Below are 23,025 nucleotides of genomic sequence, written 5' to 3' on the forward strand. Positions count from 1 at the left end.
TTCCGCCGACGACCAACACGTGGCCGCGGCGGAGGGTGCATCAGCCGAGGCTGAAGGGCTGACCCCACAGCGTCACCCAGGTGACGACGTTGTCGGTCTCGACCTCCACGCTGACGAAGGCGCGGGCCTGCGCGTAGCCACCGCAGCCCGACAGGCCGATGGTGGAGTCGGCCCAGGTGACCGAGCCGTTGCTGCCCTTGAACTTGTTGCGCTTCTTGTGCGCCTCGTTGCCGAAGTCGTCGGCCTCCTCGATGTCGAGGATGTAGAACGAGGTCGCCTGGCCGGGGCCGAGCGACAGGTTGCCGCCGCTGCTCGCGCCGAGCTTCGGCTGCACCGTCTCACCGGACCAGTCGGCGCCGGCGTCGACGCCGCCCTCGGCGCCGCCGCCCGCGATGTTCACCTGGCAGCCGACGGTGTAGCCCGGGAAGATCTTGCCGCCGGCTTCCGAACCGGTGCCGGACAGCTCGACCTGAGCGGAGCCGGAGACCCACGCGTTGCGGTGCACCGGGGTGGAACCCATGGACGGGCTGATGAGAGCGGACTCGCCGACCAGGCGGACGGTCACCACGGTGCCGTCGGACAGGTGCTTGACGATCTCGCCGCCCGGCAGCGGAACGAAGGTATCGGCGTTGGCGGCGCCGGTGGAGAACAGGCCCATGGCGATGGTGGCGGCGGCACCGACACCGGCCATCCGCGCCACGTTCTTACGGTTGATCATTTCGTTGTACCCCTCGAGGGTTGAATTCGCTTGAGCGAGAAGATTTTTCGTGTTCGATCGACGGCGGCCCCTGGCACGTCGCGGTCACTACGGGCGACCGCTTCCGGCCCGCGCACGCCACTGGGGACTCGACAGACGTCAGCCGATGCTGAACGGCGCTCCGTAGAGGGTGGTCTTCGAGTAGTGGTCACCGATGATCTCGACCACGGTGTAGGCGCGCGCCTGGGCGTAGCCGGCGCAGCCCTGGATCTCGATCTCGGCGTCCTGGTACTCGACCGAGTACACACCCGGCTTCAGGATGTCCTTGTAGTCGATCTGCACGAACTTCACTTCGCCCGGGCCGAGGTTGATTCCGATCGAACCGCCCAGCGAACCGCCCGACAGGTCGATGCCACCGGACAGACCGGCGGAGATGGCGTCGTCCGCGATGCTGACCTGGCAGCCGACGATGTAGCCAGTGCTCAGCTGGGACGCGCCGTGCGTCGAGGAGTTGTTGCTGCCCGGGCCGCCGGCGGGGCCGTTGTTCGGGCCGACTTCACCCTCGGGGGTGACGGTCACATCGGCGGTGGCGTTGCCCGAGACCCAGACGACGCGACCGGCGCCGTTGGCGGCAAGGGACGGCGAAATCAGGGCGCGCTCACCCGTGCGGGTGATCGTCACGCCATGACCGACCTTCTGACCGTCCGGCAACGGCACGAAGGTGTCGGCATTGGCAGCACCGGTCGACAGCAGGCCCATGGCAACGGCCGCGGCGGCGCCGACGCCCGCGACGCGGGCACCGCGACGCAGACCGTTGGTGCGGTTCTCGCTCATACTTCCCCTCATCAGGTTCAAACAGTCAACCTCGACCATCGAGGCTGGACAGTGGTCCTCTCAGGCCCAGCTCAGTTTGTCGCCCCTTTGTTGCCGGTATGTAACCGGCTGTTATTTCGGCGCAACGCCCTCACTGGCAACGGAACCGAGCCTTGTTCCGCCGGATCGACGACGTACGTGCCGTATCCGGACCCGCGGGGACCTTCGTTTGGGTGGCCCGTGGCGAAGATTAAACCGTCGGTAACTGCCTGGCAACGTAAAGAATTGTAAAGATCAATGTGATGTAGATCACAGGTGCCCACATGCCAATATCGCTTGACGTGCATAAATGCAGGCGGGAATCCCGCGCATTCGCGGAAACGATCGGCTCGAGTCGCAACGAGGCCATCGGCTGTGTACGAGACAAGGCCGTAATCGATGGCGCAGATCACAGCGCGTTATAGAAAACGGTGAGGAGGTAACGGACCCATATCGCCCGAAAGTACGTACTTAAATAGTAGGAATTAGCTCAACCGTGGTGCGGAGGCACCTGGGAGCGCAACCAGTCGTCGCCGGAGCGGCGATCGTCCGGGTCGTCACCGCGTTCGTCGCGGGTGGTGTCCGGCAGGGTGTCACCGAAGATCCGCGCCAGACGCGCGGCGTCCCTCGCCCGGCGCGCGGCGGAGCGAGGGACGTCGGAAGAGTCGGCGGCCGGAATTATTCGGCCAATCCGGACAGTTCGCCGATCACTTTGCTGGCGAGCGGCGAGAGGGTTGCCATACCGTCGCGGATGGCGGAACGGGTGCCCGGCAGGTTCACGACCAGGGTGCTGCCCGAAATGCCCGCCAGACCGCGCGAGAGACCCGCGTCCAGGGAGCCCGCGACTCGGCCGGAGGAGCGCAGCGCCTCGCTGATCCCGGGCAGTTCCCGGTCCAGCACCTGCGAAGTCGCCTCGGGGGTCACGTCACGCGGCGACATCCCCGTGCCGCCGACCGAGATGACCAGGTCGACGCCGCCGATCACCGCCGTGTTCAGCGCGTTGCGGATCTCCACCTCGTCGGCCTGCACCGACACCGACGCGTCCACGAGGAAACCCGCCTCGGTGAGCAGCTCGGTGACCAGCGGCCCGAGCGAGTCCACACCTCCATGCGCCGTTCGATCGTCGACGACCACCACCAGTGCACGCCCCGCCACAGGAGCATCGATTTCCATGGTGCTCACCGTAGCGCCTGTGCCGAGCAACCCGGCGGCGGCGCTGGACAATTCCGCGTCACCGAGCCGCCTCACCGGCCACCGTCCGCGGGTGCGCCGGTGAGGGTGACCTCGACGGTCTTGGGGTTGTTGCCTTGTTCGTCGGTATAGGTGACTTTCACCTTGTCTCCCGGTTGGTGTGAGCGGACGGCGGCGATGAGCGCTTCGCCGGAATCGATGGGCCGATCGTCCAGCTTGGTGATGACGGCGCCCGCCGGAATGCCAGCCTTGGCCGCGGGGCCGTCCGGGGTGGCCTCCAGCACCAGCGCGACGCTGTCCTGCGGCCGCAGCTTGATGCCGATCTGGGCGTAGGTGGCGTGGCCGTTCTTGATCAGCTCGTCGGCGACCCTGCGGGCCTGGTCCACGGGGATGGCGAAGCCGAGACCGATCGAACCGCTCTGCTGGCCGCCGAGCTCGCCGACACCGAGGCTGGCGATGGCGGTGTTGATGCCGATCAGCTTGCCGCTCGCGTCGACCAGCGCGCCGCCCGAGTTGCCCGGATTGATGGCGGCGTCGGTCTGGATCGCATCGATCACCGGCTGCGGGGCGTTCGGGTTCTGGCCGCCCTCGCCGCTGGTCGACACCGGACGGTTCAGCGCGGACACGATGCCGGTGGTGACGGTGCCCGCCAAGCCAAGCGGCGAGCCGATGGCGATCACCGGCTGGCCCACCTGCAGATTCGACGAGCTGCCCAGTTCGATCGGAGACAGGCCGCTTTTGCCCTGCACCTTGATGACCGCCAGGTCCGAGACCGGGTCGGCGCCGACCAGCGTGGCGGGCGCGCTGCTCCCGTCGGAGAACATGACCTCCATCTTCGCGCCGGCGCCACCGCCAGCGGCCACGTGATTGTTGGTCAGGATCAGGCCGTCGGAGGAGAGCACGACGCCGGAACCCTCGCCTTGCGCGCGGTTGCTCGCCACTTTGATCATCACGACGCTCGGCAGCACCTTCTGCGCCACCGCCTGGGTCGAACCCGCCGGGGCGTTGGACGCGTTTCCGACATTGGGCTTCGGGGCGTCGAGCGCGTTGGTCACCGAGGCTCTGCCGTCGTCGGACCGGGTGGCCAGCGCACCGACCGCACCGCCGACGCCGCCGCTGAAGAGCGCCAATGCCACCGCGCCCGCGACAAGACCAGCACTGAACGAGCGCTTGGGGGGCTGCGGGGGCTGTGCGCCGAAGGCCGCGCCGGGCACGGTGTACGCGGGCGGCGGCCCGCCGGGAGCGCCGAATCCCGGACCCGGTTCGGGGAACGGTTGCGTCTGATAGTGCTGCTGCGGCTGATGGTGCGCCGCGCCGGGCGCTGCCCATGCCGCGTGCTCGGCATGGCCGGCGGCCGGGAACTGCTCGGCATGGCCCGCGACCGGGAACTGCTCGGTCGGCCGGGGACCGGAGGCGTCCGCCTTTCCCGGTTCCACGTTTCGGTTCTGGAAATCCTCCGTCATGGCTTCTCGCTTCTCCTCACGTCTGCCGACCAGCGTGCCGACGACGGCTTAGAGCCGACTGAGACCGTGCTTTCAGTTCTCCGAGATCTGCTGAGTCGACGCGGGACCGTCACCCTCACCAGGTAACACGATACGGATCAGCGCGCCGCCGCGGTCGGACGTATCGATCGTTATCGTGCCGCCGTGCTTGGTCACCACCTGCTTGACGATGGCCAGTCCGAGCCCCGAGCCGGGCATCGAGCGGGACGCGGTGGTCCGGTAGAACCGCTCGAACACCAGCTCCCGTTCGTCCGAGGGGATGCCCGGGCCCGCGTCGTCCACCGCGAGTTCCAGCAGACCCCGTCCGGCCTCGCGCATGGTGACCAGTACCTGGGCGCCCGCCGGACTCCACTTGGCGGCGTTGTCGAGCACGTTCAGCACGGCCCGCTCCAGACCCGCCTCGTGGCCGTAGACGAACCACGGCCGCAGTTCGGCGACGAACTCGATGGCGCCGCGGCGACGCCTCGCGCGCTCCAGCGCCCGTTCGGTCACCTCGCCGAGATCGATCCGGTCGTAGACGGTCTCCGGCGCGTCCTCGCGCGCCAGGTCGACCAGGTCGCCGACGAGGGTGGACAGCTCTTCGATCTGGGCCATCACGTCCTGGCGCAGCTCGGCCATGTCCTCCTCGGGAATGGCGGGCGCGCCCGGCCTGCTCGAGGCGATGAGCAGCTCCATGTTGGTGCGCAACGAGGTCAGCGGCGTGCGCAGCTCGTGCCCGGCGTCGGCGACCAGACGCCGCTGGCGATCGCGTGATTCGGCGAGCGCCCGCAGCATCGTGTTGAAACTGTCGGTGAGCCGGGCCAATTCGTCGTCGCCGGTGACCGGGATGGGCGTGAGGTCGTCGGTGCGCGCGACGCGCTCGGTCGCGGCCGTCAGCCTGGCGATGGGTCTCAGGCCCGTGCGGCCCACCGCGGTGCCCGCGGCGGCGGCGAGCACGACGCCGCAGCCGCCGACCACGAACAACAGCCAGGCCAGCCGGTCGAGCACCTCGCGGGTCGGCTCCAGCCGCTGCGAGATGACCAGCGTCGCACCGGAGTTCGTGCGCACCGCGAGCACGCGCTGATTGCTCACCGTGCGCAGCGAGGAGTTCAGCTTGCCGTCGGCGACGGCGAACTCCTGCTCGCCCACCGGCGGAATCGTCTGCTGCGGCGGCATATAGGGCTTGTGGTCGGCGAAGATCAGCGCGACGCCGACGTCGTTGGAGAACAGACCCGCCAGGATGATCGACTGAAAGCCCATGCTCTCGAAGTTGTTGTCGATCATCGTCGACGCGCGCGCCCGCAACTGCGAGTCGACGTCGGCGTAGAGGGCCCGCGCCACCATCGCGTAGGCGGCGATGGAGGTGAAGGCGACCGCGATGGCCACCACCGACGCGGCGAGCAGGGTGACCCGCCAGCGCAGCGACACCGAGCGGGTCAGCGGCATCGGCGGCCGCATCTCGGTCGAGTCGGGCTGGCCGAGGGTCGCGATGACGGGTCGCCGTGGAACGCTTCGTGCCATTGTCGCGCGGCCTAGGGTGGGGTTTCGCGCAGGACGTAACCGACGCCGCGCACGGTGTGGATGAGCCGCGGTTCGCCCTCGGCCTCGGTCTTGCGGCGCAGGTAGCCGATGTAGACCTCGAGCGCGTTGCCGGAGGTCGGGAAATCGTAGCCCCACACCTCTTCCAGGATCCGGCTGCGGGTGAGCACCCGACGCGGGTTGGCCATCAGCATTTCCAGCAGCGAGAACTCGGTGCGGGTCAGGCTAATCGAGCGGGAGCCGCGGGAGACCTCGCGGGTCACCGGGTCCAGCGACAGATCGGCGAACAGCATCGCCTCGGAGGTATCGCCCTGTTCGGGCGCGCGGCGGCGCAGCAGAGCGCGCAACCGGGCCAGCAATTCCTCGAGCGCGAATGGTTTCGGCAGATAATCGTCGGCTCCGGCATCCAGTCCGGCAACCCTTTCGGAAACCGAATCGCGCGCCGTCAAAACCAGAATCGGAAGATCATCACCGGTGCTGCGCAGCCGTCGGCAAACTTCGAGCCCGTCCAATCTCGGCATCATCACGTCCAGTACGAGTGCGTCCGGCCGTTGGACGGTCGCTTTCTCCAAGGCGTCCACACCATCCACCGCGAGATCGACCGAGTAGCCGTTGAAGGTCAGCGACCGACGCAGCGATTCACGGACGGCGCGATCGTCGTCGACTACCAGAATGCGCATGCCACCAGTTTGACCGCACCGACTGAGAGTCGACTGAGAGGCCATGCCCGACACGCCGCGAACGGGGGCCGGTCGGGTGACGCAGCGGAGCACCACCGATGACCTGGGGCTTTCACCGGCGTGCGCGGATTTCGGTCGTTGCGAGTCTCGCAATGGGACCGAAACTTGTTCTGCGTAGCCATATTAGAGAATTATCGCGCCGAGTCCCCCAGATTGCCGTTACCCACTCAGCACGGTATGTTCCCAGCGGTAAAAACAAGACCTCGAGTTGGTTCTCAGCGGGTTGGTCCCATACTTATGTGAAACAGCCACTAGCCATCCGGGGAACCCGCGCGGAGTGGAGGCGACGGAAGCGGATGGATGCAGCACCGCGTTCCCGGCAATTCAGGCTGTCGAACTGGTCCGTCACCCGCAAGGTCGGGATCGTGCTACTGCTGCCGGTGGTGCTCGCCTCGACGTTCGCGGTATTGCGAATCAACGACGAGTTGAACACGATCGGCGACCTCGACGCGGCGACCGACCAGGCCAGGATCATCCGGCCGATGCTCGGTTTCGCCTCGGCCACCGAACAACTCGCCGTCACGACGGCGACGACCTGGGAGAACCAGACGTCCGACGCCGACCTGGACCGCATCGCGGGCCGGTTCGATCAGGCGGCCGCCGATCTCCAGACGGCGCTGCGCTCGACGGGAGCGCCGACGGAAGTCTCCAACGAACTCGACGCGGCGCTGACCGCGGGCCGCGCGATGCGCAACGGCCTGCGCAACAGTTCGCCGGTGGCGATCGGCCAGCAGGCCGACGAGGTCGCCGCCCGCATCGGTAACGCGATCGCGCGCTCGACCTCGCTGGAGGAGATCACCATCCAGCGCTACTTCCTGCAGCTCGGTGTGACCACCAACGCGCGCAGGCTGCACACCCAGCAGTACCTGCTGATCGGTTCGCCGGGCGCGGACCGCAACCCGGCAGTGCGCCCGACGGTCTTGATCACCGCGGGTGGTGAGCTGGTGTTGCTGAGCCAGTTCGCCCAGCTGCAACCGTCTTCGGCGCTCAACGCCAGCGTGCTGATCGACGCGGTGAACGTCCGCCTCGGCGCCTTCAGCCAGAACCTCGGCGACCCAGCGGGCAGCCAGCCGGTCATCGACTCGCTGCGCACCAGTGCCACCGCCTACGACCAGACGACGCTGAACCTGGTCGACACCATCGACGCGCGACTGGCCGACCGGACCGCCGAAGTCCGCGGCATCGTGTTGCGCGATATCGCGATCGTGGTCGCGACGCTGCTCGCCGGTCTGGCCCTCGCGCTCGCGGTCGCCCGCTCGCTCGTCGTCCCGATTCGCCGCCTGCGCCACGGCGCGCTCCAGGTCGCGCACGTCGACCTGCCCAACGAGCTCGAGGTCGTGCGTTCCGGCAACGCGACACCGGAGCCGACCCGAGTCGACGTGCACACCACCGAGGAGATCGGCCAGCTGGCCCGCGCCGTCGACGACATCCACAACGCCGCGCTCCACCTCGCCGCCGAGCAGGCCCGTCTGCGCCTGCAGATCGGCAGCATGTTCGAGACCCTTTCGCGCCGCAGCCAGTCGCTCGTCGAGCAGCAGCTGACGCTGATCGAGGAACTCGAGCACGACGAGGACGACTCCGAGCGCCTGCAGAGCCTGTTCCGCCTCGACCACCTCGCCACCCGCATGCGCCGTAACGGCGACAACCTGCTGGTGCTCGCGGGCACCGCGCTGCGCCGCGGCCACCTGCCGCCCGTTCCGCTCTCGGACATGCTGTGGAGCGCGGTCTCCCAGGTCGAGGACTACCAGCGCGTCGAGATCGGCAGCGCGCCCGACGGCATCGTGCCCGGTGAGCCCGCCGTCGACGTCGAGCACCTGCTCGCCGAGCTCATCGACAACGCGCTGCGCTACTCGCCGCCCACCACCCCGGTGGCGGTCTCGGTGGCCCGCGCAGTGGACGGCGGCTACCTGATCGAGATCATCGACCGCGGTCTCGGCATGTCCGCCGAGGACCTGCAGACGGTCAACGAGCACCTCGCCTCCGGTGGTGAGGTCACCGTCGAAACCGCTCGCCGCATGGGTCTTTTCGTGGTCGGCCGACTCGCCAAGCGGCACAACATCACGGTCAACCTGCGCCGGACCTCGGCGATGGCGCAGCAGCCAGGCATCACCGCGAGCGTGCACCTGCCCGGCACCCTGGTCTCGCCGGTGCCGATCAGCGACAAAGCGCCGCAGCTCACCGCGCCGCAGCCGCTGGAAAGCGCGCCCGAACCCACGGCCGCGCCGCCGCGCATGCTGGTCCCGGTGCCGAGTCTGGCGCTGCCCGAGCACACTTCCTCGTTCGAGATGAGCAGCACCGGCCTGCCGCAGCGGCGTCCGGCGATCCGGGTCGCCACCCCGGCCGACCGCCGCCCGTCGGTGATCGATGCCGAGACCACCGATCCCGGCCGCGGCGGCCCGCTGCCGATCCGGACGCGCAACGAGAACGGCGCGCCGCGACCGGTGGAGTCGCTCGCGCTGCCCGCGCCGGCGGGCGAGCCCGCCGAGCCCGCGCAGGTCGACGTGTGGGCCGAGACCGCCGTCTACGAGGTGCCCGAGCCCGCGGCCGTCGCGAACGCCGCCCAGGCCACGGTCACCGGGCTGCGTCCGGTGAACCCGGAATCCCCGACGCCGATCTACCAGCGCATGGTCTCGGAGTGGCTGGTCGAACCCGCCTCCGCCGGATCCGAGAACGAAGGCGGCGCTTGGTCGTCCCCCGCCGACGTCGGCTGGGCCGCCGCCGCGGAGGCGAGCAACCCGACCACCTCCGGCCGCACCTCCGGCGGCCTGCCCATTCGGCAGCCGGGCGCGCAGCTGGTCCCCGGCGGTTTGGCGCCGGCCAACGAATCCAACACGCGGAATCCTGATGAGATCCGCAACAGCTTGACCAGGCATCTCAGCGGGGTCCGCAGCGGGCGGGCCGACGCCCAGTACAACGACGGAGGGCTTGCATGACCGACAAACCAGGCAACACCACAGACGAGAATCTGAACTGGCTGGTCACCCGTTTCACTCGGGACGTGCCGGGTGTCACCCACGCGGTGCTGGTGTCGGCCGACGGCCTGCTGCAGGCGACCAGCCCGCACCTGCCCGCCGATCGCGCCGAGCAGCTCGCGGCGGTCACCGCGGGCCTGGCGAGCCTGTCCAGCGGCGCCGCCCAGTTGTTCAACGGCGGCAAGGTGATGCAGTCGATCGTCGACATGCAGCGCGGCTACCTGCTGGTGATGACGGTCGGCAACGGCTCGCATCTGGCGGTGCTCGCCAACAAGACGCACGACATCGGCCGGATCGGTTATGAGATGGCGCTGCTCGTCGATCGTGTCGGTTCGGTGGTCCAAGCCACCGCCCGGACGGCCGTGTAGAGCGTGCGATGTCCAACCCAACCGGCGGGGGGCCGGGCATACCACCCACCCGCGTTCGTCCCTACGCCCTGACCTCGGGGCGTACCGAACCCGCGGTCGACCTTCCCCTGGAGGCGGTCATCGAGACCATCTCCTACACTGCACATTTCGAATGGCCGGTCGGCGATATCCGGACCGATATCGTGCGGCTGGGCACCGCACGTCTGTCGGTCGCTGAGATATCGGCTCAGCTACAACGGCCGCTCGGACTGGTCCGAGTCGTGATCGGCGATCTCGTCGTCGCCGGGACGCTGCGCGTGCATTCGACCCTGAGCGACCAGGCGAGCTACGACGAGCGCCGGACCCTGATGGAGAGGACTTTGCGTGGACTCCGCGCCCTATAACTCCCAGCCGTACGGCTCGGCATCCATGGACAATCGCACCGCGTCGACGAAAATCGTTGTCGCAGGGGGTTTCGGCGCGGGCAAGACCACCTTCGTCGGCGCGGTGTCGGAAATCGTCCCGCTGCGCACCGAAGCCATGGTGACCGGCTTCTCCGACGGCATCGACGACCTGGCCGCGACGCCGGGCAAGGAGACCACAACGGTCGCCATGGATTTCGGCCGCATCGTGCTGCCGGGGAACCTGACGCTGTACCTGTTCGGCACGCCGGGCCAGCGCCGGTTCTGGTTCATGTGGGACGACCTGATCCGCGGCGCGATCGGCGCGGTGGTGCTGGTGGACACCCGCCGCATCGAGGACAGCTTCGCCGCCGTCGACTTCTTCGAGGCACGCGGACTGCCGTTCCTGGTGGCGGTCAACCGTTTTCCGGACGCACCGCGGTTCCCGGTGGCCGAACTGCGTGAGGCGCTATCGGTGCGGTCGGGGGTGCCGATCGTCGACATCGACGCGCGCAACGCGATGGAAGTGCGCCAATCCCTGGCCGCTGTCACGGAATACGCGATCCAGCGGCTCGCGGCGCAGCAGCACGAGCAGCCCGTCGGACAGGTGTGAGGGTCGCTGTCTTGTCCTACTTCTCCATGGGTTATTGGGTCCTAGGACTGTCGATCCTGGTGGCGATGGCGGGCGCGCTGATCGGTCTGATCTGCATCCGCCAGTCGACCAAATCGGTGACGTCCAAGTTCCGGCTGGTCTGGCTGGCCTCGGCGGCGGTCTCCATCGGCGGAATCGGCACCTGGCTGGCGGTTTTCGTCACGATGCTCGGCGTCACGCCCTCGGGCGACGCGCTGATCCGCTACGACGTCGCCCGGCTCACGGGAGCGGCGGTGCTCGCGGTGCTTTCGGTCTTCGGTGGACTGATGGTGCTCGGGCGGACGCTGCAGCTGTCCCGCCTGCTCGCCGCGGGCGTGCTGATGGGCACCGGACTGAGCCTGATGCTCGCCTTGGGGATGAGCGCCGTGCAGGTGCGCGGCGACATCGAGTACGGACTGTGGCAGGTGATCGTCTCCGGCCTGCTCGGCGTCGTGATCTCGCTCGGCACACTGTGGTTCGTGCTGCGCTCGTGGCCGACGATCGCCGTCGTCGGCGCCTCGGCGCTGTTCGGATGCGCCGTCGTCGGCATGCACTACCTGCGGATGGCCGGACTGGAGTTGCGGATCAATCCGCGCGCGGCGCTCCCGACCGGTGAAGACCTGTTCTCCTTCCTGGTGCCGATGTTCGTCATCGGCATGCTCTCGCTGGCCGTGCCGATCACCGCGGTTCTCGTCGCTCCCGATCGACGCACACCGTCGACGCCGCCCGCACCGGCGCGGCGGCCAGAGTTCACGCGCTGAACCCCGGCGAACCGCACCGTCCACGTCTTACAGTGGGAGACATGCGGTTCGGCCTGGACTACGCCGGTGGACGGCCGGGCGGCGCCGCTATCCGGGCGGCGGGTTTCGATTTCGTGGTGCGGTATCTGACGCCCGGCGGTCCGAGTCTGCCCGGCAAGCTGCTCACACCGGCGGAGGCCGACGACCTTCGGGCGCACGGCATCTCCATCGTCTCCAACTGGGAGACCACCGCCGCCCGCATGCTGGACGGCTACAACGCGGGCATCGTCGACGCGCGCGCCGGTCTCGCGCAGGTACTGCGCTGCGGCGGTCGCCCCGACCGGCCCATCTACTTCTCGGCGGATTTCGACGCCACTCCACAAGACCAGGTGCCGATCAACGCGTACCTGGACGGCGCGGCCACCGTGCTCGGCGACGCGAATGTCGGTATCTACGGCGGGTATTGGTCGGTGAGCCGGGCGCTGGACGCGGGCAGCGCGGCCTGGGCGTGGCAGACCGACGCGTGGTCGGGCGGCAATGTGGAGACCCGCCGCAACATTCATCAGACGCTGCGCCAGATCCGGGTCAACGGCGTGCTCTGCGACGTGAACGTGGCCGAGACAGCGGATTTCGGCCAGTGGGATTTCGGACAGGAGGAGCCGGACATGACGCCGGAGCAGGATGCGGTGCTGCGCGACATCCAAACCCAGTTGCGCGGCCCCGGTCTCGCGGGGTGGCCGCAGCTGGGCACGGACGCCGAGGGACGGCACCTGACGCTGGTGGACGGGTTGGCCGCGGCATTGCGTCGCATCGACGCGCTGGAGGGCGACACCGAGGCACTGCGCGCCCAGATCGGCGAACTGCGCACGGAGATCAGCGAACTGGAGGCCACCACCGCCGATCTGGTCGAGCAGGTGCGGCAGCTGGAGGGGCACCGCTGGCCGTGGCCGCTCTCCTTGATCGAGGGGCCCGCGGAGTTGATCGGCGCTCAGCTCGCGCGATTGGAGTCCCTGCTGCCGGATTTGCCCGGATTGCCGGGACATTCGGAGGCGGAATCCGAATCGCGAAACGGGAAGCCGTAAGCGCGCGAAACAGCTTTCGCGAGAGTGCTTTACGGGAGAATGCCGAAGTTTGGCGATGAGCGGGTTCTTCCGAGAAACCGGAAGAACCCGCCCTCTCGGATGAGGGTACCGGCGCGTGAGCACGAAATCATCACTGCACGGAGACTTTTAAGGCCGCTAAAAACAAACTTTGGGTATGCATTTCATCGTCCAGTTACTTTGCCGCACGCGATAATTCAGGAATAGCTGCATGTGACGCAGAGCACATCGGGTAGCTGATCAGTTGCCGCAGTATCACGATCGCAACGAACCGTCCGGTCCGCCACCGCAGCCTATGGGCACCAATCCGCCTGGCGCGTTCGGCACACTGGCGGCCATGGGGCGGGTTGCGGCCGACCTGGCCGGCAAGCAGGGCTGACTTCCACTCTGCGGCACGACAACGCGTAGGGCCCGGCGGTGGATCCGCCGGGCCCTACGCGTTCGACCGGAGCTGGATCAGAGGCGGTCCAGGTCGATCAGTCCGCGGCGCACAGCCTGCACCAGGCGGCGCGGCACCTGATGCACCACTCCCCCGACGGTCACCGGCACCAGCGCGGGCGGGGCCGCCTTCCACTGGGCGCGACGGCTGCGCGTATTGGACCGCGACATCCTCCGCTTGGGCACCGCCATCTCAGGCCTCCTGTCCGGCGCGCACGCGCCTGCCGTACTTGCGCTCGAACTTCTCGACCCGGCCCTGGGTGTCCAGCACGCGGTGCGCGCCGGTCCAGAACGGGTGCGAGTCGGCGGTCACGTCGACCACCAGCAGCGGATACGTGTTGCCGTCTTCCCACTCGACGGTCCGCGCGCTGGTGGCGGTGGACCTGGTGAGGAACCGCTTGCCGGTGCTCGAGTCCTCGACCACCACCGGGTGGTAGTCCGGGTGGATACCTGTCTTCACTTTCCTTCTCCTCTCCGACTTTTCGGTTCCGCGACCTCGTCGACCAGCTCGCCCGCGTCCTCGCACGGGTCGGCGTGCCAGTCGCCGAACGGGTCGTCCCACAGCGCGACCCGCTCGGGCGCGCGCTCGACCAGTCGCAGTTCGTCGTCCTCGACCAGCGCCCAGTGCAGGGCCCGGCGAATCTCGCCGGGATCGGCGTCGTGCGCGAGGATCACCAGTGAGACGTCCCGATCACCGAAGCGGTCGTCCCAGCGCAGCGCGGCGAGCGCCCGCCGAGTCGGATCCGCCTGTGCCAGTTCGTCTTCGCTCATCGCGGCGAGCCAGCGCCCCGCGCCGCCGACGCGCAGCCCGCCACCCGCCGACTCCAGCCACACCACCTCGTCGGGCTGGGTGGCCAGCCAGAGCCTGCCGCGCGCGGTGACCACACCTTCGAAGAGCACGTCGAGCGCGTCGTGCAACCTGCCGGGATGGAAGGGCCTGCTCGCGGCGAACTCGATCAGGCTCACGCCGTGCTCGGCGACCAGTGGCGGCTGCCCGCGCAGCAGCGGTGCGTGCGCGTCGAAGATCCGGCCGCGCCGCGACTGCGCCGGAATCCGGGCGAGCACGGCTTCGATGTCGGTGGCGGCGACGGCGTCCAGGTCGTCGATCCAGGCGACAGGCGCGTCCGGCACCAGGCGGGTCAGCACCGCGCCGAGCCTGCCCTGCTCCACGGCGTCGAGCGCGGGGCCGATGGCCAGCACCGCGTCGGCGAAATCGACTTGGCCGACGGCGACCTGCGCGACGGTGCGGTCGTCGTCCGCGGCCGCGAGCCCGCGCTCGGCGAGCGTCTCGTCGCCGGTGGCGTCGTTCAGCCACTCCTGGTTGTCCAGGCAGGTCAGCACCGCCTCGACGCGCACGTCGCGCCCGGCGGGGCCGTCCACCCGGCCGACGACTCCGGTGACCACGACATCACCGATGGCCTGGCACACGGCCTCGGCCTCGAAGGCCGGATCGAGCGCGAGGACAATGCGCCGCACCGATTCCCGCGCGGCCAACGTGCACAGCAGCGGAAGCAGGCCGGCCCGCAACGTACAGGAGACGCAGCCGTGCGCCAGCTCGAGCACGGCGGTCTTGGCGTCCGTCTCGGTGCGCACCGTGCGGCGCACGACGCCCTCGCGCAGCTCGCTCAGCTCGTGGCGCACGACGACGGTGCCATCGCCGCCGAGCAGCGCGTCGGCGACACGGTCGACGCCCGCTGCCGCGCGTCCGGGCAGACCGGCGACCAGCACGACCGGCGTCCGGCGATCGGGCTCGGGCGGGAGCAGGGCGGGATCAGGCACAACCACCAGAACCCCTTTCGATAACGATTTTCATTTACCGGAGGGCAACGGTACAGTGTCGAACAGCCGTTGTCGAAAATGATTGTCATCTCGCTCTACTTACCCCCGAATGGAGGGAGCCCACATGTCGGCCCACTGCCAGGTCACCGGCCGCAAGCCGGGGTTCGGCAAGTCCGTGTCGCACTCGCACAAGCGGACCAGCCGCCGTTGGAACCCCAACATCCAGCGCAAGACCTACTACCTGCCCAGCGAGGACCGCCGCGTCACGCTGAACGTCTCCGCCAAGGGCATCAAGACCATCGATCGGGACGGTATCGAGGCAGTCGTCGCTCGCATCCGCGCTCGCGGCGAGAAGATCTAGGAGCTCTCATGGCATCGAAGTCCACCGACATCCGCCCGATCGTCAAGCTGAAGTCCACCGCGGGCACCGGCTACACCTACGTCACCCGCAAGAACCGGCGCAACGACCCGGACCGCCTGGTGCAGAAGAAGTACGACCCGGTGGTGCGCAAGCACGTCGACTTCCGCGAGGAGCGCTGACGTGGCGAAGAAGTCGAAGATCGCGCGCAACGAGCAGCGCAAGGCCGTCGTCGCCCGCTACGCGGCCCGCCGCGCCGAACTGAAGGAACTCGTCCGCAAGCCGGCCACGTCGGACGCCGACCGGGCCGCCGCGCAGGCCGCCCTGCAGCGCCTGCCGCGAGATGCCAGTCCGGTACGATTGCGCAACCGGGACGCCGCGGACGGACGTCCGCGGGGTCACCTCCGGAAGTTCGGTCTCTCCCGTGTGCGTGTGCGCGAGATGGCCCACCGGGGAGAGCTGCCCGGTGTGCACAAATCGAGCTGGTAAGAACCACCGATCCCGTAGAAGGAACCCCTGATATGGCAGTCAAGCGAGCACCGTCGAAGAAGGTCCGCGCGGAACAGGCCCGCCGCCCCAAGAAGAACCCGCTGATCGCCGCGGGGATCGAGACGGTGGACTACAAGGATGTGAACCTGCTGCGCACGTTCATCTCCGATCGCGGCAAGATTCGCAGCAGGCGCGTTACCGGGCTCACCCCGCAGCAGCAACGTCAGGTCGCCGTCGCGGTGAAGAACGCCCGCGAGATGGCCCTGCTGCCGTTCACCAGCCGGTAGCGCGAGCCCTTCCGCTCTCGACGGCGGGGGTTCGGGTGTGTGACACACCCGAACCCCCGCCGTTGTCGTATCCGGTCACCTAGCTCGAGACACACCCGACCCCCTTCGATGGACAATCCACAGCTATCGATCGAGCAGGCCGTTTCAACCGGTCCGAACTCGGCATACATTGCACCTGAACCTATTTCCGCAGGTGCAAATCACTCGATTACTAATCGGTAGTTAATAGCTGGCGATCAATATCGAAGCGCTTTGTGACCGACCAGTAGTCGAGCGATGTCAACAGTCTATGAAAAAACGTGACCTTCGTCACAACATGCCGTTATACAGGCGTTATAGCAATGTGATCTAATTCCCGAATTCCGGCCGGGTGATACATTGATGCATACAGAATTGATGCATTCACCTTTCGGGGGTGGGAAGTATGACGGCTTTACAAGCCGGAGTTTTGATGATCGGATCATACCGGCCCGATCGAATTGTTTCCAATTCCGACCTCGCCCCCGAATTGGGTGTCGACGAAGAGTGGATAACCACGCGGACCGGAATTACCGAACGTAGATACGCCGGAAATCACGAGACAGTAATTTCGATGGCCGCGACGGCCGCGCGAAGAGCGCTCGACGCCGCCGAAATGTCCGCTCGACAAATCGATGTCCTCATGCTCGCGACGTCGACCCATCTCAACAACACTCCGGCCGCCGCCGCCATCGTCGCCGCCGAACTCGGCTGCGCGGGACCGGCGGCCTTCGACATTTCCGCGGGCTGCTCCGGCTACGCGCACGGCATCGGACAAGCCGCCGCGCTCATCAACGCAGGTCAAGCCGACAACATTCTCGTCATCGGGTCGGAAAAGTTCAACAACGTCATCGATCGTGACGACCGTTCGGTGGGACCGATCTTCGGCGACGGCGCCGGCGCCGCACTGGTCGGCCGCACGGAATCCGGCCACATCAGGCGCACCGTATGGGGTAGCGACGGCACCCGAGCCAATCTGATCCGCCAGGAACCCACCTGGGAGGAATTGCGCTGCGCGCCGACCACGACGGCACCTCCGACTCTGCACATGGAGGGGACCGAAGTATTTCGCTGGGCGACCGGCGAGGTGCCCAGAATAGTATCCGAAATCGCGCATGCCGGCGGTATCACCCTCGCCGACGTAGAGGTATTCATCCCGCATCAGGCGAATTTGCGAATCATCGACGGGGTTGCTCGCAAACTCGGCTGGCAGGACGAATCGGTAGTGATCGCAGACGACATCCGGCGGGCCGGAAACACTTCCGCCGCCGCCCTGCCGCTGGCGATCGACGACCTGGTGTCTTCGGGCCGCGCAAAGCCGGGACAACTTGCACTGCAAGTTTCTTTCGGCGCCGGTCTGTCGTATGCGGGACAGGTTTTCGACCTGCCCCAGGTTGCCTGAACCGAATTGCTCGATCGCTCTTCGAAAGTTGCTCTGCCATGACCGTTTCTTTTTCCAGCTACGACGAACCCCTCGGACCCCGGTCCGATCGATACTTCGGTGAAGGTTACAAAAAGGTCAGCCCCGAGCTGGCCGACCTGCAGATCCGCCGCTCCACCCAGCTCGGCGCCAAGCACACCGGTGTGGCGCGGCTGAGCTACCCGGCCGCCTGGTCGACCAAGAAGCACCGCGAGCTGGTGCCGCACGTCAGCAGCGTCGACACGATCATGCTCGCCGCCTCCCTGTGCGACGCCTCGATCACCCACTCCCGGGACCTCGGCCCGGCCGAGTCGTCCCGCATGTGGGTGCGCCAAGCGGCCGTGCGGGCGGGCGCCGCACCACACGAGGATCTCGACAACATCCCGGTCGAGGCCGAGATCACCACCACCACCGCCGCGGAGGACGCCGACGAGATCGAGACCGCGTTCAAGTTCCGCGTCGGCAACCTGACCGGCACGCTGACCATGGTGCACCCCGTCGGTTCGGGCGCGCTGGACGTGCCGGGAACCGATCACATCGCGCAGCTCAGCGACATCTACGGCCCGGCGCCGCACTACTACCTCAACGGCGTCAAGGACCACACGCTGACCGCCGCGGACCTGATCGTGGACGAGACCGCCACCCGCATCAACAGCAGGCAGCGGGTCACCACCGGTGTCGAGGGCGGCTACGTCGGCGCGGAATCGGCCTACTGGGATTCGGTCTCGCCGATCGACGCCATCGTCGGCGCGGCGCAGCTCTCCCAGATCCTGCTCTACGAAATGGACGGACTGGACCGGCGCAACAGCAACACCCTGTGGATGCGCAAACTCGAGTTCGTCACCGAGGGGCCGCGCCGCCCCTCGAACGAACCGTTCGACGGCACGGTGGAGATCCGGCGCACCTCGACCATCGACCGCGGCGGCCAGCGCTGGCGCAGCGCGGATCTGCTGATCAAGGAGTTCCAGGGCGTCACCGGGTTCTGCCTGCTCGCCCACCAACTGCCCGACTGAGAATGCCGGGCAACGGAATTCGGTCCGTCTCACTCCGATTCCGGAGCGTCGAACCCGCAGTCCTGGCCGAGCGCGCATTCCGCGAGCGCGGCCAGCGCGGGGTCGTCGGCGTGTTCGGTGGCGTTCATCGCCAGCAGCGCGTTGAGCAGCATGCCGTTGGCGATGAATTCCCGTGCGCGCTCGGGGTCGCAACCGGTGCGTTCGACCAGCAGGGTGTACAGCGCGGAGACGAAACGCCTTGCGGCGGCGGCGATCTGCGGATGACCGGCGGCCGCGCTGAAGCCCTGCAACAGGACGACCAGCACGTCCCGGTCCTCGACCAGGCTGTTGTAGACCCCGCCGAGGCGTTTCCACACCTCGGGCGACGCGGCGACCTCCGGATCCTCCAGTTCGGCGGCGAACGCGGCGAGCAGGGACTGCACCGCCCGGTCGAAGACCTCCTGGAAGAGGTCGGCCTTGGTGCCGAACATCCGCACCACGTACGGCTGCGAGACCCCGGCCTCCAGCGCGACGACGTCGGTGCTGGTGCCCGCGTAGCCGCCGCGCGAGAACGCTCGGCCAGCGGCCTCGAGAATCATCTCGCGACGCTCGGCCGCGCTCAGTCTGGCCCTCATGTTGACAAGTTATCACTTGATTACTAGATTTTCGATGAACCCGGTGAAACCGCATTTGGCGTTCGCGTATTCCGCTTGCACACAAGGGGATACGCGGAAATGCGGGCACCCGCTATACAAGGACGCCCGATGAAGGATGCACCCGCGCTACGACTGGCCGTGACCGGCGCACCGCGAACGGGTAAGACCACCGTTTGCACCGCTCTCGCGCTGGCCACCGGCCTGGACCACGCGGCCATCTCCACCCACCTCGCCACCCCGGGCGTCGACCGGAGGCTCGCGCCGACGGTCGACGCCGCAGTGCGCGGCTTCGAACAGCGCGTGGATTCCGAAGCCCGGCTGACCTCGGGTTTCGTCTCCGACGGTTCGGTGCTCCAGGAATGGGTGGCGGCCGAGGCGCTGCGGCGAACCCGCAGACTCCGGCGCTGGCTGTGGAACCCGCGCGACCTGCCCTATCGCATCTTCGAGAAGAAGTACCTGCTGGCGCACGGCGGAATCGTGACCCGGCGGGCCAACGTCACCTACGACGGGTTCATTCATCTGCGGATGGACCGGGAATCGGCCACCGAAGGCGATGACCGATACCGCAGCACGATCGACCGACTACTGCTCGACACCCTGCACGAAGGGACCGTCCCCTATCTGGTGATCGGGGGGTCCATCGAAGAAATCGTCACCCGGGTGGCCGGAATGTATCAGCTACCGCAGCTGATGCCGGTGCCCGACGCGGTCTCCGCAGCGTTGCACGCCGCATAACCAACAGCCGTCGCCGCATACCACCTGGAGGGGAATTCCCATGGCATCCGCAGACGCCTTGACCAAGCCACCACAGCGATCGGACAGTGCGATCTGGACGCTGGTCGTCGTCGCGCTGGCGACGTTCATGCTGATGCTCGACCTCACCGTCGTCAACGTCGCGCTACCCGATATCCGCGAAGCCTTCGATTCCACGTTCTCCGCCCTGCAGTGGATCCTCGACGCCTACGCTCTCGGCCTCGCCGCGGTGCTGCTCGCGGCGGGTTCGCTCGCCGACCGCATCGGCCGCAAGAAGGTCTTCGACGCGGGCCTGGTGATCTTCGTGCTCTCGTCGCTGGCCTGCGGCCTCGCGCCGAACGATTTCGTGCTGATCGTCGCCCGCCTCGTGCAGGGTCTCGGCGGCGCGATCCTCTTCGCGGTCGGCCCGGCGCTGCTCGGACACGAGTTCCGCGGTAAGGACCGCGGCATGGCCTTCGGTGTGTTCGGCGGCGTCGCAGGTCTGGCGATCGCGTTCGGCCCGCTGATCGGCGGCGCCCTCACCGAGACCGCTGGCTGGCGCTGGATCTTCCTGATCAACGTGCCGGTGACCATCGCCGCGCTCGCCGTCGGCTACCTGAAGATGCGCGAATCCCGCAGCGACACACCGCCGCCCGTGGACTGGACGGGCATGGTCACCTTCTCGGCCGGTCTGTTCTTCCTGGTGCTCGGCTTCATGCGCGGCGAGCAGGACGGCTGGACCAGCGGCCGGATCATCGGCTGCTTCGCACTGGCGCTCGTGCTGCTCGCGGTGTTCACCTGGCTGCAGATCTCCCGGCCGAACCGCGCGATGTTCGACCTGACGCTGTTCCGCAACCGCACCTTCAACGGCCTGTCCGTGGTGACCGCGCTGTGCGCGCTGTCGGTGATGCCCGCGCTGTTCCTGCTCATCTCCTACGTGCAGAACCTGCTCGGCTACTCCGCCTTCGCCAGCGGCGTGCGCTTCCTCCCGCTGACGCTGCTGCTGTTCGTCGCCGCCGCCATCGCGGGCAGCATGGTCGCCAAGCTGCCGCCGTCCATCCTGGTCGGCGCCTCGCAGCTGCTCATCGCCGCGGGTCTGGTCGCGGTGCTGCTCGTCGAGCCCGGCTCCTCGTGGACCGCGCTGATCCCCGGCATGGTGCTGATCGGTCTCGGCATGGGTGTGTTCAACCCGCCGCGCGCCGCGTTCTCGATCGCGGTCACCAGCCCGGACAAGGCGGGCATGGCCTCGGGCGTGAACGAGACCTTCCAGCAGGCCGGTCTGGCCATCGGCATCGCCGCGGTCGGCGCGTTCTTCCAGAACCGGGTCGGCAGCGCCTTCACCGAATCCGAGGCGGCGCGCACGGTCTTCGGCGACAAGGCCGCCGAGGCGGGCGACGCGGTGGCGGCCGGCGGTCCCGCCGTCGTCGCGGCCGAGGTGCCCGAGTCGGTCGCCGAATCGGTCCGCGCGGCAGCGGAATCGGCCTTCGTCAGCGGCTTGGAGAACGCCATGGTGCTGGCCGCGGTGCTCGCGGCCGTCTCCGGTGCGATCGCGTTCCTCACGCTGCGCAGCCGCGATCTGGACGAGGCCGCGCTCGCCACCCCCGGCGTGCCGACCGAGGATGCCGACACCCAGCCCGCGCCGGTGGCCTGACCGTGCTGGCGACCAGGCCGCGCTTCGCGTTCACCGACGTGGACCACACCCTGCTGCGAATCAGCACCTTGCAGCACTTCGCCCAGTACTTCTTCGAAGGCACCGGGCGCGGGGAGGTGCTGGTCATGCATCAGAAGCGGATGCAACGCCTGGCCGAGACCGGAGCGGACCGGGAGACGCTGAACCGGAGCTATTACCTGCTCTGGACCGACATCCCGGTCCGCGAGGTCGAGGACAACGCGCGCGCCTGGCACGATCGCGTCCGTGCCGACGGGCTCTACCGCGAGCCCCTCGTGCGGCGGCTCGGCGAGCTGCGCGCGCAGGGCGTGGAGACGGTACTGGTCTCCGGCTCCTTCCGCGCCTGCCTGCGACCGATCGAGATCGAACTGGACTGCGCGGGCGTGCTGTGCACCGAGCTGGAAGAGCGCGACGGCGTGTACACCGGCGCGGTGCGCAAGTCCCTCATCGGCGCGGCCAAGCGCGCCGAGGTGGAAGCGTTCGCGGCCAGATACCCCGAGCACGACCTCGCGGGCGATTTCGGCTTCGGCGACCATCTCAGCGATGTACCCGTACTGGAGACGATCGGCCACCCGGCCGTCGTCCCGGTCGACCCCGCGCTGGAGCGGGTCGCGGCCGAGCGCGGCTGGGAAGTGCTGCGTGACGACCACTGAGCGATCGGAGAAGAAACCCGTGTATCTAGTTGGCGGGCAGCGCCGCGACAGCCTGAAGCTGGCCATCTCGGGCACCTACGGCGTCGGCAAGAGCACGACGACCGAGACGCTCTCGATCGCCACCGGGATCCCGCGTACGCACGCGCTCACCTCTCGTGAGTTGCTGATCGATCTCGCTCCGGGCAAGACGGTGATGGAGCTGAACTCCATCGAGTTGCTGCAACTCGGGCTGCGCCGCTTCGAGGAGCGGGTGCACAACGAATCCGGCGGCGGCTCTTTCATCTCCGACGGCTCCGTGGTGCACGAATGGGTGTACGGCACCGCGCGAATGGCGGTCGGCATCAATCCCGGCGCGGGGCTGCTGCTGCGCACCGTGAAGGCCGCCGCGGGCATCGGGCGCAAGGCGCCGCTGCGGGAGTACACCGACATCATCGGCGACGTCGTCAAAGAGCGGGCCGCCAGGCTCTACGACGCCTATGTGCACCTGCCGGTGGAATTCGAGATGAAGGCCGACGGCCACCGCCCGGTGTCGGAACCGTTCCGCAAGCTCTCCGACGACACACTGCTGCAAGTGGTGAAGGACATCGGGCTGCCCTACGAAGTGGTGGGCGGGACCGTGCACGAACGGGTTTCGCGGATCATCGAGCTGTTCGACCTGGAGACCGTGATGCCGGTCGACGAGGCCATCGCCGAGGCCAAGCGCCGGGTATCCGCCGCCACCGAGGTGCTGGAAGAGGACGACCGGTTCAAGGAAGCCCAACGCAAGAAGTCGCTGTGGCGCAAGGTCTCCTACGCCATGCGATACTGACCATCGGCGAAAGCCCCACGCGGGCAAGACCCCTC

Annotated in this window: 26 protein-coding genes; 16 read left to right on the forward strand and 10 right to left on the reverse strand. The window is 68.0% G+C overall.

The features are described from left to right. Nucleotides 1-40: 40 nt before the first annotated feature. From ABZV58_RS22535 to ABZV58_RS22560, 6 genes are all read right to left on the reverse strand, one after another. Complete coding sequence (locus tag ABZV58_RS22535; protein WP_355002104.1) at nucleotides 41-718, reverse strand: MspA family porin; 678 nt, start codon at nucleotides 716-718, stop codon at nucleotides 41-43. A gap of 138 nt (nucleotides 719-856) precedes the next feature. Next, on the reverse strand, nucleotides 857-1,531 hold the full coding sequence (locus ABZV58_RS22540) for an MspA family porin (protein WP_355002105.1): 675 nt from the start codon (nucleotides 1,529-1,531) through the stop codon (nucleotides 857-859). Nucleotides 1,532-2,227: 696 nt separating this feature from the next. Then, nucleotides 2,228-2,722: a MogA/MoaB family molybdenum cofactor biosynthesis protein gene (locus tag ABZV58_RS22545; protein WP_067784792.1), complete on the reverse strand. Its 495-nt coding sequence runs from the start codon at nucleotides 2,720-2,722 to the stop codon at nucleotides 2,228-2,230. 71 nt (nucleotides 2,723-2,793) lie between these two features. Beyond that, a complete protein-coding gene (locus ABZV58_RS22550; protein WP_355002106.1) occupies nucleotides 2,794-4,203 on the reverse strand; it encodes a trypsin-like peptidase domain-containing protein in 1,410 nt (469 codons plus the stop codon). A gap of 72 nt (nucleotides 4,204-4,275) precedes the next feature. Next, nucleotides 4,276-5,742 (reverse strand): HAMP domain-containing sensor histidine kinase, encoded by a 1,467-nt coding sequence (locus tag ABZV58_RS22555; RefSeq protein ID WP_355002107.1) that lies wholly within the window; start codon nucleotides 5,740-5,742, stop codon nucleotides 4,276-4,278. Between the two features lie 11 nt (nucleotides 5,743-5,753). Further along, nucleotides 5,754-6,440 (reverse strand): response regulator transcription factor, encoded by a 687-nt coding sequence (locus tag ABZV58_RS22560; protein ID WP_067784307.1) that lies wholly within the window; start codon nucleotides 6,438-6,440, stop codon nucleotides 5,754-5,756. Between the two features lie 356 nt (nucleotides 6,441-6,796). On the opposite strand from ABZV58_RS22560, the gene ABZV58_RS22565 reads away from it, so the two are divergent. Genes ABZV58_RS22565 through ABZV58_RS22590 form a run of 6 tightly spaced genes read left to right on the forward strand, consistent with a single transcriptional unit; the run spans nucleotide 6,797 to nucleotide 12,673 of the window. Next, nucleotides 6,797-9,433, forward strand: coding sequence for an ATP-binding protein (locus ABZV58_RS22565; protein ID WP_355002108.1), 2,637 nt, complete (start codon nucleotides 6,797-6,799; stop codon nucleotides 9,431-9,433). Further along, nucleotides 9,430-9,840, forward strand: coding sequence for a roadblock/LC7 domain-containing protein (locus ABZV58_RS22570; RefSeq protein WP_067784303.1), 411 nt, complete (start codon nucleotides 9,430-9,432; stop codon nucleotides 9,838-9,840). Before ABZV58_RS22565 ends, ABZV58_RS22570 begins: the two co-directional genes overlap by 4 nt. 8 nt (nucleotides 9,841-9,848) lie before the next feature. Then, a complete protein-coding gene (locus ABZV58_RS22575) occupies nucleotides 9,849-10,223 on the forward strand; it encodes a DUF742 domain-containing protein (protein ID WP_253812816.1) in 375 nt (124 codons plus the stop codon). Nucleotides 10,224-10,248: 25 nt separating this feature from the next. Next, complete coding sequence (locus tag ABZV58_RS22580) at nucleotides 10,249-10,833, forward strand: ATP/GTP-binding protein (protein WP_067784299.1); 585 nt, start codon at nucleotides 10,249-10,251, stop codon at nucleotides 10,831-10,833. Nucleotides 10,834-10,844: 11 nt separating this feature from the next. Then, on the forward strand, nucleotides 10,845-11,612 hold the full coding sequence (locus ABZV58_RS22585; protein WP_355002109.1) for an MHYT domain-containing protein: 768 nt from the start codon (nucleotides 10,845-10,847) through the stop codon (nucleotides 11,610-11,612). A gap of 41 nt (nucleotides 11,613-11,653) precedes the next feature. Further along, entirely contained in the window at nucleotides 11,654-12,673 is a 1,020-nt protein-coding gene (locus ABZV58_RS22590) for a glycoside hydrolase domain-containing protein (RefSeq protein WP_355002110.1), read from the forward strand. 474 nt (nucleotides 12,674-13,147) lie between these two features. On the opposite strand, the gene rpmF is transcribed toward ABZV58_RS22590, so the two are convergent. From rpmF to ABZV58_RS22605, 3 genes are read right to left on the reverse strand one after another with little or no spacing between them, the layout of a single operon-like run. Continuing rightward, nucleotides 13,148-13,321 (reverse strand): 50S ribosomal protein L32, encoded by a 174-nt coding sequence (rpmF, locus tag ABZV58_RS22595; protein ID WP_141808758.1) that lies wholly within the window; start codon nucleotides 13,319-13,321, stop codon nucleotides 13,148-13,150. A 1-nt stretch (nucleotide 13,322) separates the two neighbouring features. After that, on the reverse strand, nucleotides 13,323-13,589 hold the full coding sequence (locus ABZV58_RS22600) for a type B 50S ribosomal protein L31 (RefSeq protein WP_355002111.1): 267 nt from the start codon (nucleotides 13,587-13,589) through the stop codon (nucleotides 13,323-13,325). Next, complete coding sequence (locus ABZV58_RS22605; RefSeq protein WP_355002112.1) at nucleotides 13,586-14,914, reverse strand: GTP-binding protein; 1,329 nt, start codon at nucleotides 14,912-14,914, stop codon at nucleotides 13,586-13,588. The genes ABZV58_RS22600 and ABZV58_RS22605 overlap by 4 nt, the downstream gene beginning before the upstream one ends. Nucleotides 14,915-15,032: 118 nt before the next feature. On the opposite strand from ABZV58_RS22605, the gene rpmB reads away from it, so the two are divergent. The 6 genes from rpmB (at nucleotide 15,033) to ABZV58_RS22635 (ending at nucleotide 18,493) form a co-directional block, all read left to right on the forward strand. Next, the gene (rpmB, locus tag ABZV58_RS22610) at nucleotides 15,033-15,269 is read left to right on the forward strand and encodes a 50S ribosomal protein L28 (protein WP_141808756.1); all 237 of its coding nucleotides are present in this window, start codon (nucleotides 15,033-15,035) and stop codon (nucleotides 15,267-15,269) included. A gap of 8 nt (nucleotides 15,270-15,277) precedes the next feature. Continuing rightward, nucleotides 15,278-15,448, forward strand: coding sequence for a 50S ribosomal protein L33 (gene rpmG, locus ABZV58_RS22615; protein WP_355002113.1), 171 nt, complete (start codon nucleotides 15,278-15,280; stop codon nucleotides 15,446-15,448). Nucleotide 15,449: 1 nt separating this feature from the next. Further along, on the forward strand, nucleotides 15,450-15,755 hold the full coding sequence (gene rpsN, locus ABZV58_RS22620; RefSeq protein ID WP_355002114.1) for a 30S ribosomal protein S14: 306 nt from the start codon (nucleotides 15,450-15,452) through the stop codon (nucleotides 15,753-15,755). 32 nt (nucleotides 15,756-15,787) lie between these two features. Beyond that, complete coding sequence (gene rpsR / locus ABZV58_RS22625) at nucleotides 15,788-16,042, forward strand: 30S ribosomal protein S18 (protein WP_011211513.1); 255 nt, start codon at nucleotides 15,788-15,790, stop codon at nucleotides 16,040-16,042. A 424-nt stretch (nucleotides 16,043-16,466) separates the two neighbouring features. Further along, nucleotides 16,467-17,462, forward strand: a complete 996-nt coding sequence (locus tag ABZV58_RS22630; RefSeq protein ID WP_355002115.1) for a beta-ketoacyl-ACP synthase 3 — start codon at nucleotides 16,467-16,469, stop codon at nucleotides 17,460-17,462. Between the two features lie 38 nt (nucleotides 17,463-17,500). Then, complete coding sequence (locus tag ABZV58_RS22635; RefSeq protein ID WP_355002116.1) at nucleotides 17,501-18,493, forward strand: AvrD family protein; 993 nt, start codon at nucleotides 17,501-17,503, stop codon at nucleotides 18,491-18,493. 29 nt (nucleotides 18,494-18,522) lie between these two features. On the opposite strand, the gene ABZV58_RS22640 is transcribed toward ABZV58_RS22635, so the two are convergent. Beyond that, nucleotides 18,523-19,107: a TetR/AcrR family transcriptional regulator gene (locus ABZV58_RS22640; protein WP_355002117.1), complete on the reverse strand. Its 585-nt coding sequence runs from the start codon at nucleotides 19,105-19,107 to the stop codon at nucleotides 18,523-18,525. Nucleotides 19,108-19,236: 129 nt separating this feature from the next. On the opposite strand from ABZV58_RS22640, the gene ABZV58_RS22645 reads away from it, so the two are divergent. The 4 genes from ABZV58_RS22645 to ABZV58_RS22660 are packed head-to-tail and all read left to right on the forward strand — an operon-like array spanning nucleotide 19,237 to nucleotide 22,990. Then, complete coding sequence (locus ABZV58_RS22645; protein WP_355002118.1) at nucleotides 19,237-19,863, forward strand: hypothetical protein; 627 nt, start codon at nucleotides 19,237-19,239, stop codon at nucleotides 19,861-19,863. 40 nt (nucleotides 19,864-19,903) lie between these two features. After that, the gene (locus tag ABZV58_RS22650) at nucleotides 19,904-21,511 is read left to right on the forward strand and encodes an MFS transporter (RefSeq protein ID WP_355002119.1); all 1,608 of its coding nucleotides are present in this window, start codon (nucleotides 19,904-19,906) and stop codon (nucleotides 21,509-21,511) included. A gap of 2 nt (nucleotides 21,512-21,513) precedes the next feature. Then, nucleotides 21,514-22,182 carry an HAD family hydrolase gene (locus tag ABZV58_RS22655; RefSeq protein WP_355002120.1) on the forward strand — a complete coding sequence of 223 codons (669 nt, stop codon included), beginning with the start codon at nucleotides 21,514-21,516 and terminating at the stop codon, nucleotides 22,180-22,182. Next, a complete protein-coding gene (locus ABZV58_RS22660) occupies nucleotides 22,169-22,990 on the forward strand; it encodes an AAA family ATPase (RefSeq protein ID WP_355002121.1) in 822 nt (273 codons plus the stop codon). Before ABZV58_RS22655 ends, ABZV58_RS22660 begins: the two co-directional genes overlap by 14 nt. Nucleotides 22,991-23,025 lie beyond the last annotated feature (35 nt).

Origin of the sequence: Nocardia sp. NPDC004654 (genome assembly GCF_040609595.1) — a bacterium.
Taxonomy (GTDB): Bacteria; Actinomycetota; Actinomycetes; order Mycobacteriales; family Mycobacteriaceae; genus Nocardia.

What these genes read in the sequence shown, in the direction of transcription:
- ABZV58_RS22550 (WP_355002106.1), bottom strand. Translation starts at nt 4,203, where the DNA reads ATGACGGAGGATTTCCAGAACCGAAACGTGGAACCGGGAAAGGCGGAC.
- ABZV58_RS22640 (WP_355002117.1), bottom strand. Translation starts at nt 19,107, where the DNA reads ATGAGGGCCAGACTGAGCGCGGCCGAGCGTCGCGAGATGATTCTCGAG.
- rpsR (WP_011211513.1), top strand. Translation starts at nt 15,788, where the DNA reads ATGGCAGTCAAGCGAGCACCGTCGAAGAAGGTCCGCGCGGAACAGGCC.
- rpmF (WP_141808758.1), bottom strand. Translation starts at nt 13,321, where the DNA reads ATGGCGGTGCCCAAGCGGAGGATGTCGCGGTCCAATACGCGCAGCCGT.
- ABZV58_RS22580 (WP_067784299.1), top strand. Translation starts at nt 10,249, where the DNA reads ATGGACAATCGCACCGCGTCGACGAAAATCGTTGTCGCAGGGGGTTTC.
- ABZV58_RS22565 (WP_355002108.1), top strand. Translation starts at nt 6,797, where the DNA reads ATGGATGCAGCACCGCGTTCCCGGCAATTCAGGCTGTCGAACTGGTCC.
- ABZV58_RS22590 (WP_355002110.1), top strand. Translation starts at nt 11,654, where the DNA reads ATGCGGTTCGGCCTGGACTACGCCGGTGGACGGCCGGGCGGCGCCGCT.
- ABZV58_RS22630 (WP_355002115.1), top strand. Translation starts at nt 16,467, where the DNA reads ATGACGGCTTTACAAGCCGGAGTTTTGATGATCGGATCATACCGGCCC.
- ABZV58_RS22645 (WP_355002118.1), top strand. Translation starts at nt 19,237, where the DNA reads ATGAAGGATGCACCCGCGCTACGACTGGCCGTGACCGGCGCACCGCGA.
- rpmB (WP_141808756.1), top strand. Translation starts at nt 15,033, where the DNA reads ATGTCGGCCCACTGCCAGGTCACCGGCCGCAAGCCGGGGTTCGGCAAG.
- ABZV58_RS22570 (WP_067784303.1), top strand. Translation starts at nt 9,430, where the DNA reads ATGACCGACAAACCAGGCAACACCACAGACGAGAATCTGAACTGGCTG.
- ABZV58_RS22545 (WP_067784792.1), bottom strand. Translation starts at nt 2,722, where the DNA reads ATGGAAATCGATGCTCCTGTGGCGGGGCGTGCACTGGTGGTGGTCGTC.
- ABZV58_RS22560 (WP_067784307.1), bottom strand. Translation starts at nt 6,440, where the DNA reads ATGCGCATTCTGGTAGTCGACGACGATCGCGCCGTCCGTGAATCGCTG.
- rpmG (WP_355002113.1), top strand. Translation starts at nt 15,278, where the DNA reads ATGGCATCGAAGTCCACCGACATCCGCCCGATCGTCAAGCTGAAGTCC.
- ABZV58_RS22635 (WP_355002116.1), top strand. Translation starts at nt 17,501, where the DNA reads ATGACCGTTTCTTTTTCCAGCTACGACGAACCCCTCGGACCCCGGTCC.
- ABZV58_RS22540 (WP_355002105.1), bottom strand. Translation starts at nt 1,531, where the DNA reads ATGAGCGAGAACCGCACCAACGGTCTGCGTCGCGGTGCCCGCGTCGCG.
- ABZV58_RS22575 (WP_253812816.1), top strand. Translation starts at nt 9,849, where the DNA reads ATGTCCAACCCAACCGGCGGGGGGCCGGGCATACCACCCACCCGCGTT.
- ABZV58_RS22555 (WP_355002107.1), bottom strand. Translation starts at nt 5,742, where the DNA reads ATGGCACGAAGCGTTCCACGGCGACCCGTCATCGCGACCCTCGGCCAG.
- ABZV58_RS22535 (WP_355002104.1), bottom strand. Translation starts at nt 718, where the DNA reads ATGATCAACCGTAAGAACGTGGCGCGGATGGCCGGTGTCGGTGCCGCC.
- ABZV58_RS22650 (WP_355002119.1), top strand. Translation starts at nt 19,904, where the DNA reads ATGGCATCCGCAGACGCCTTGACCAAGCCACCACAGCGATCGGACAGT.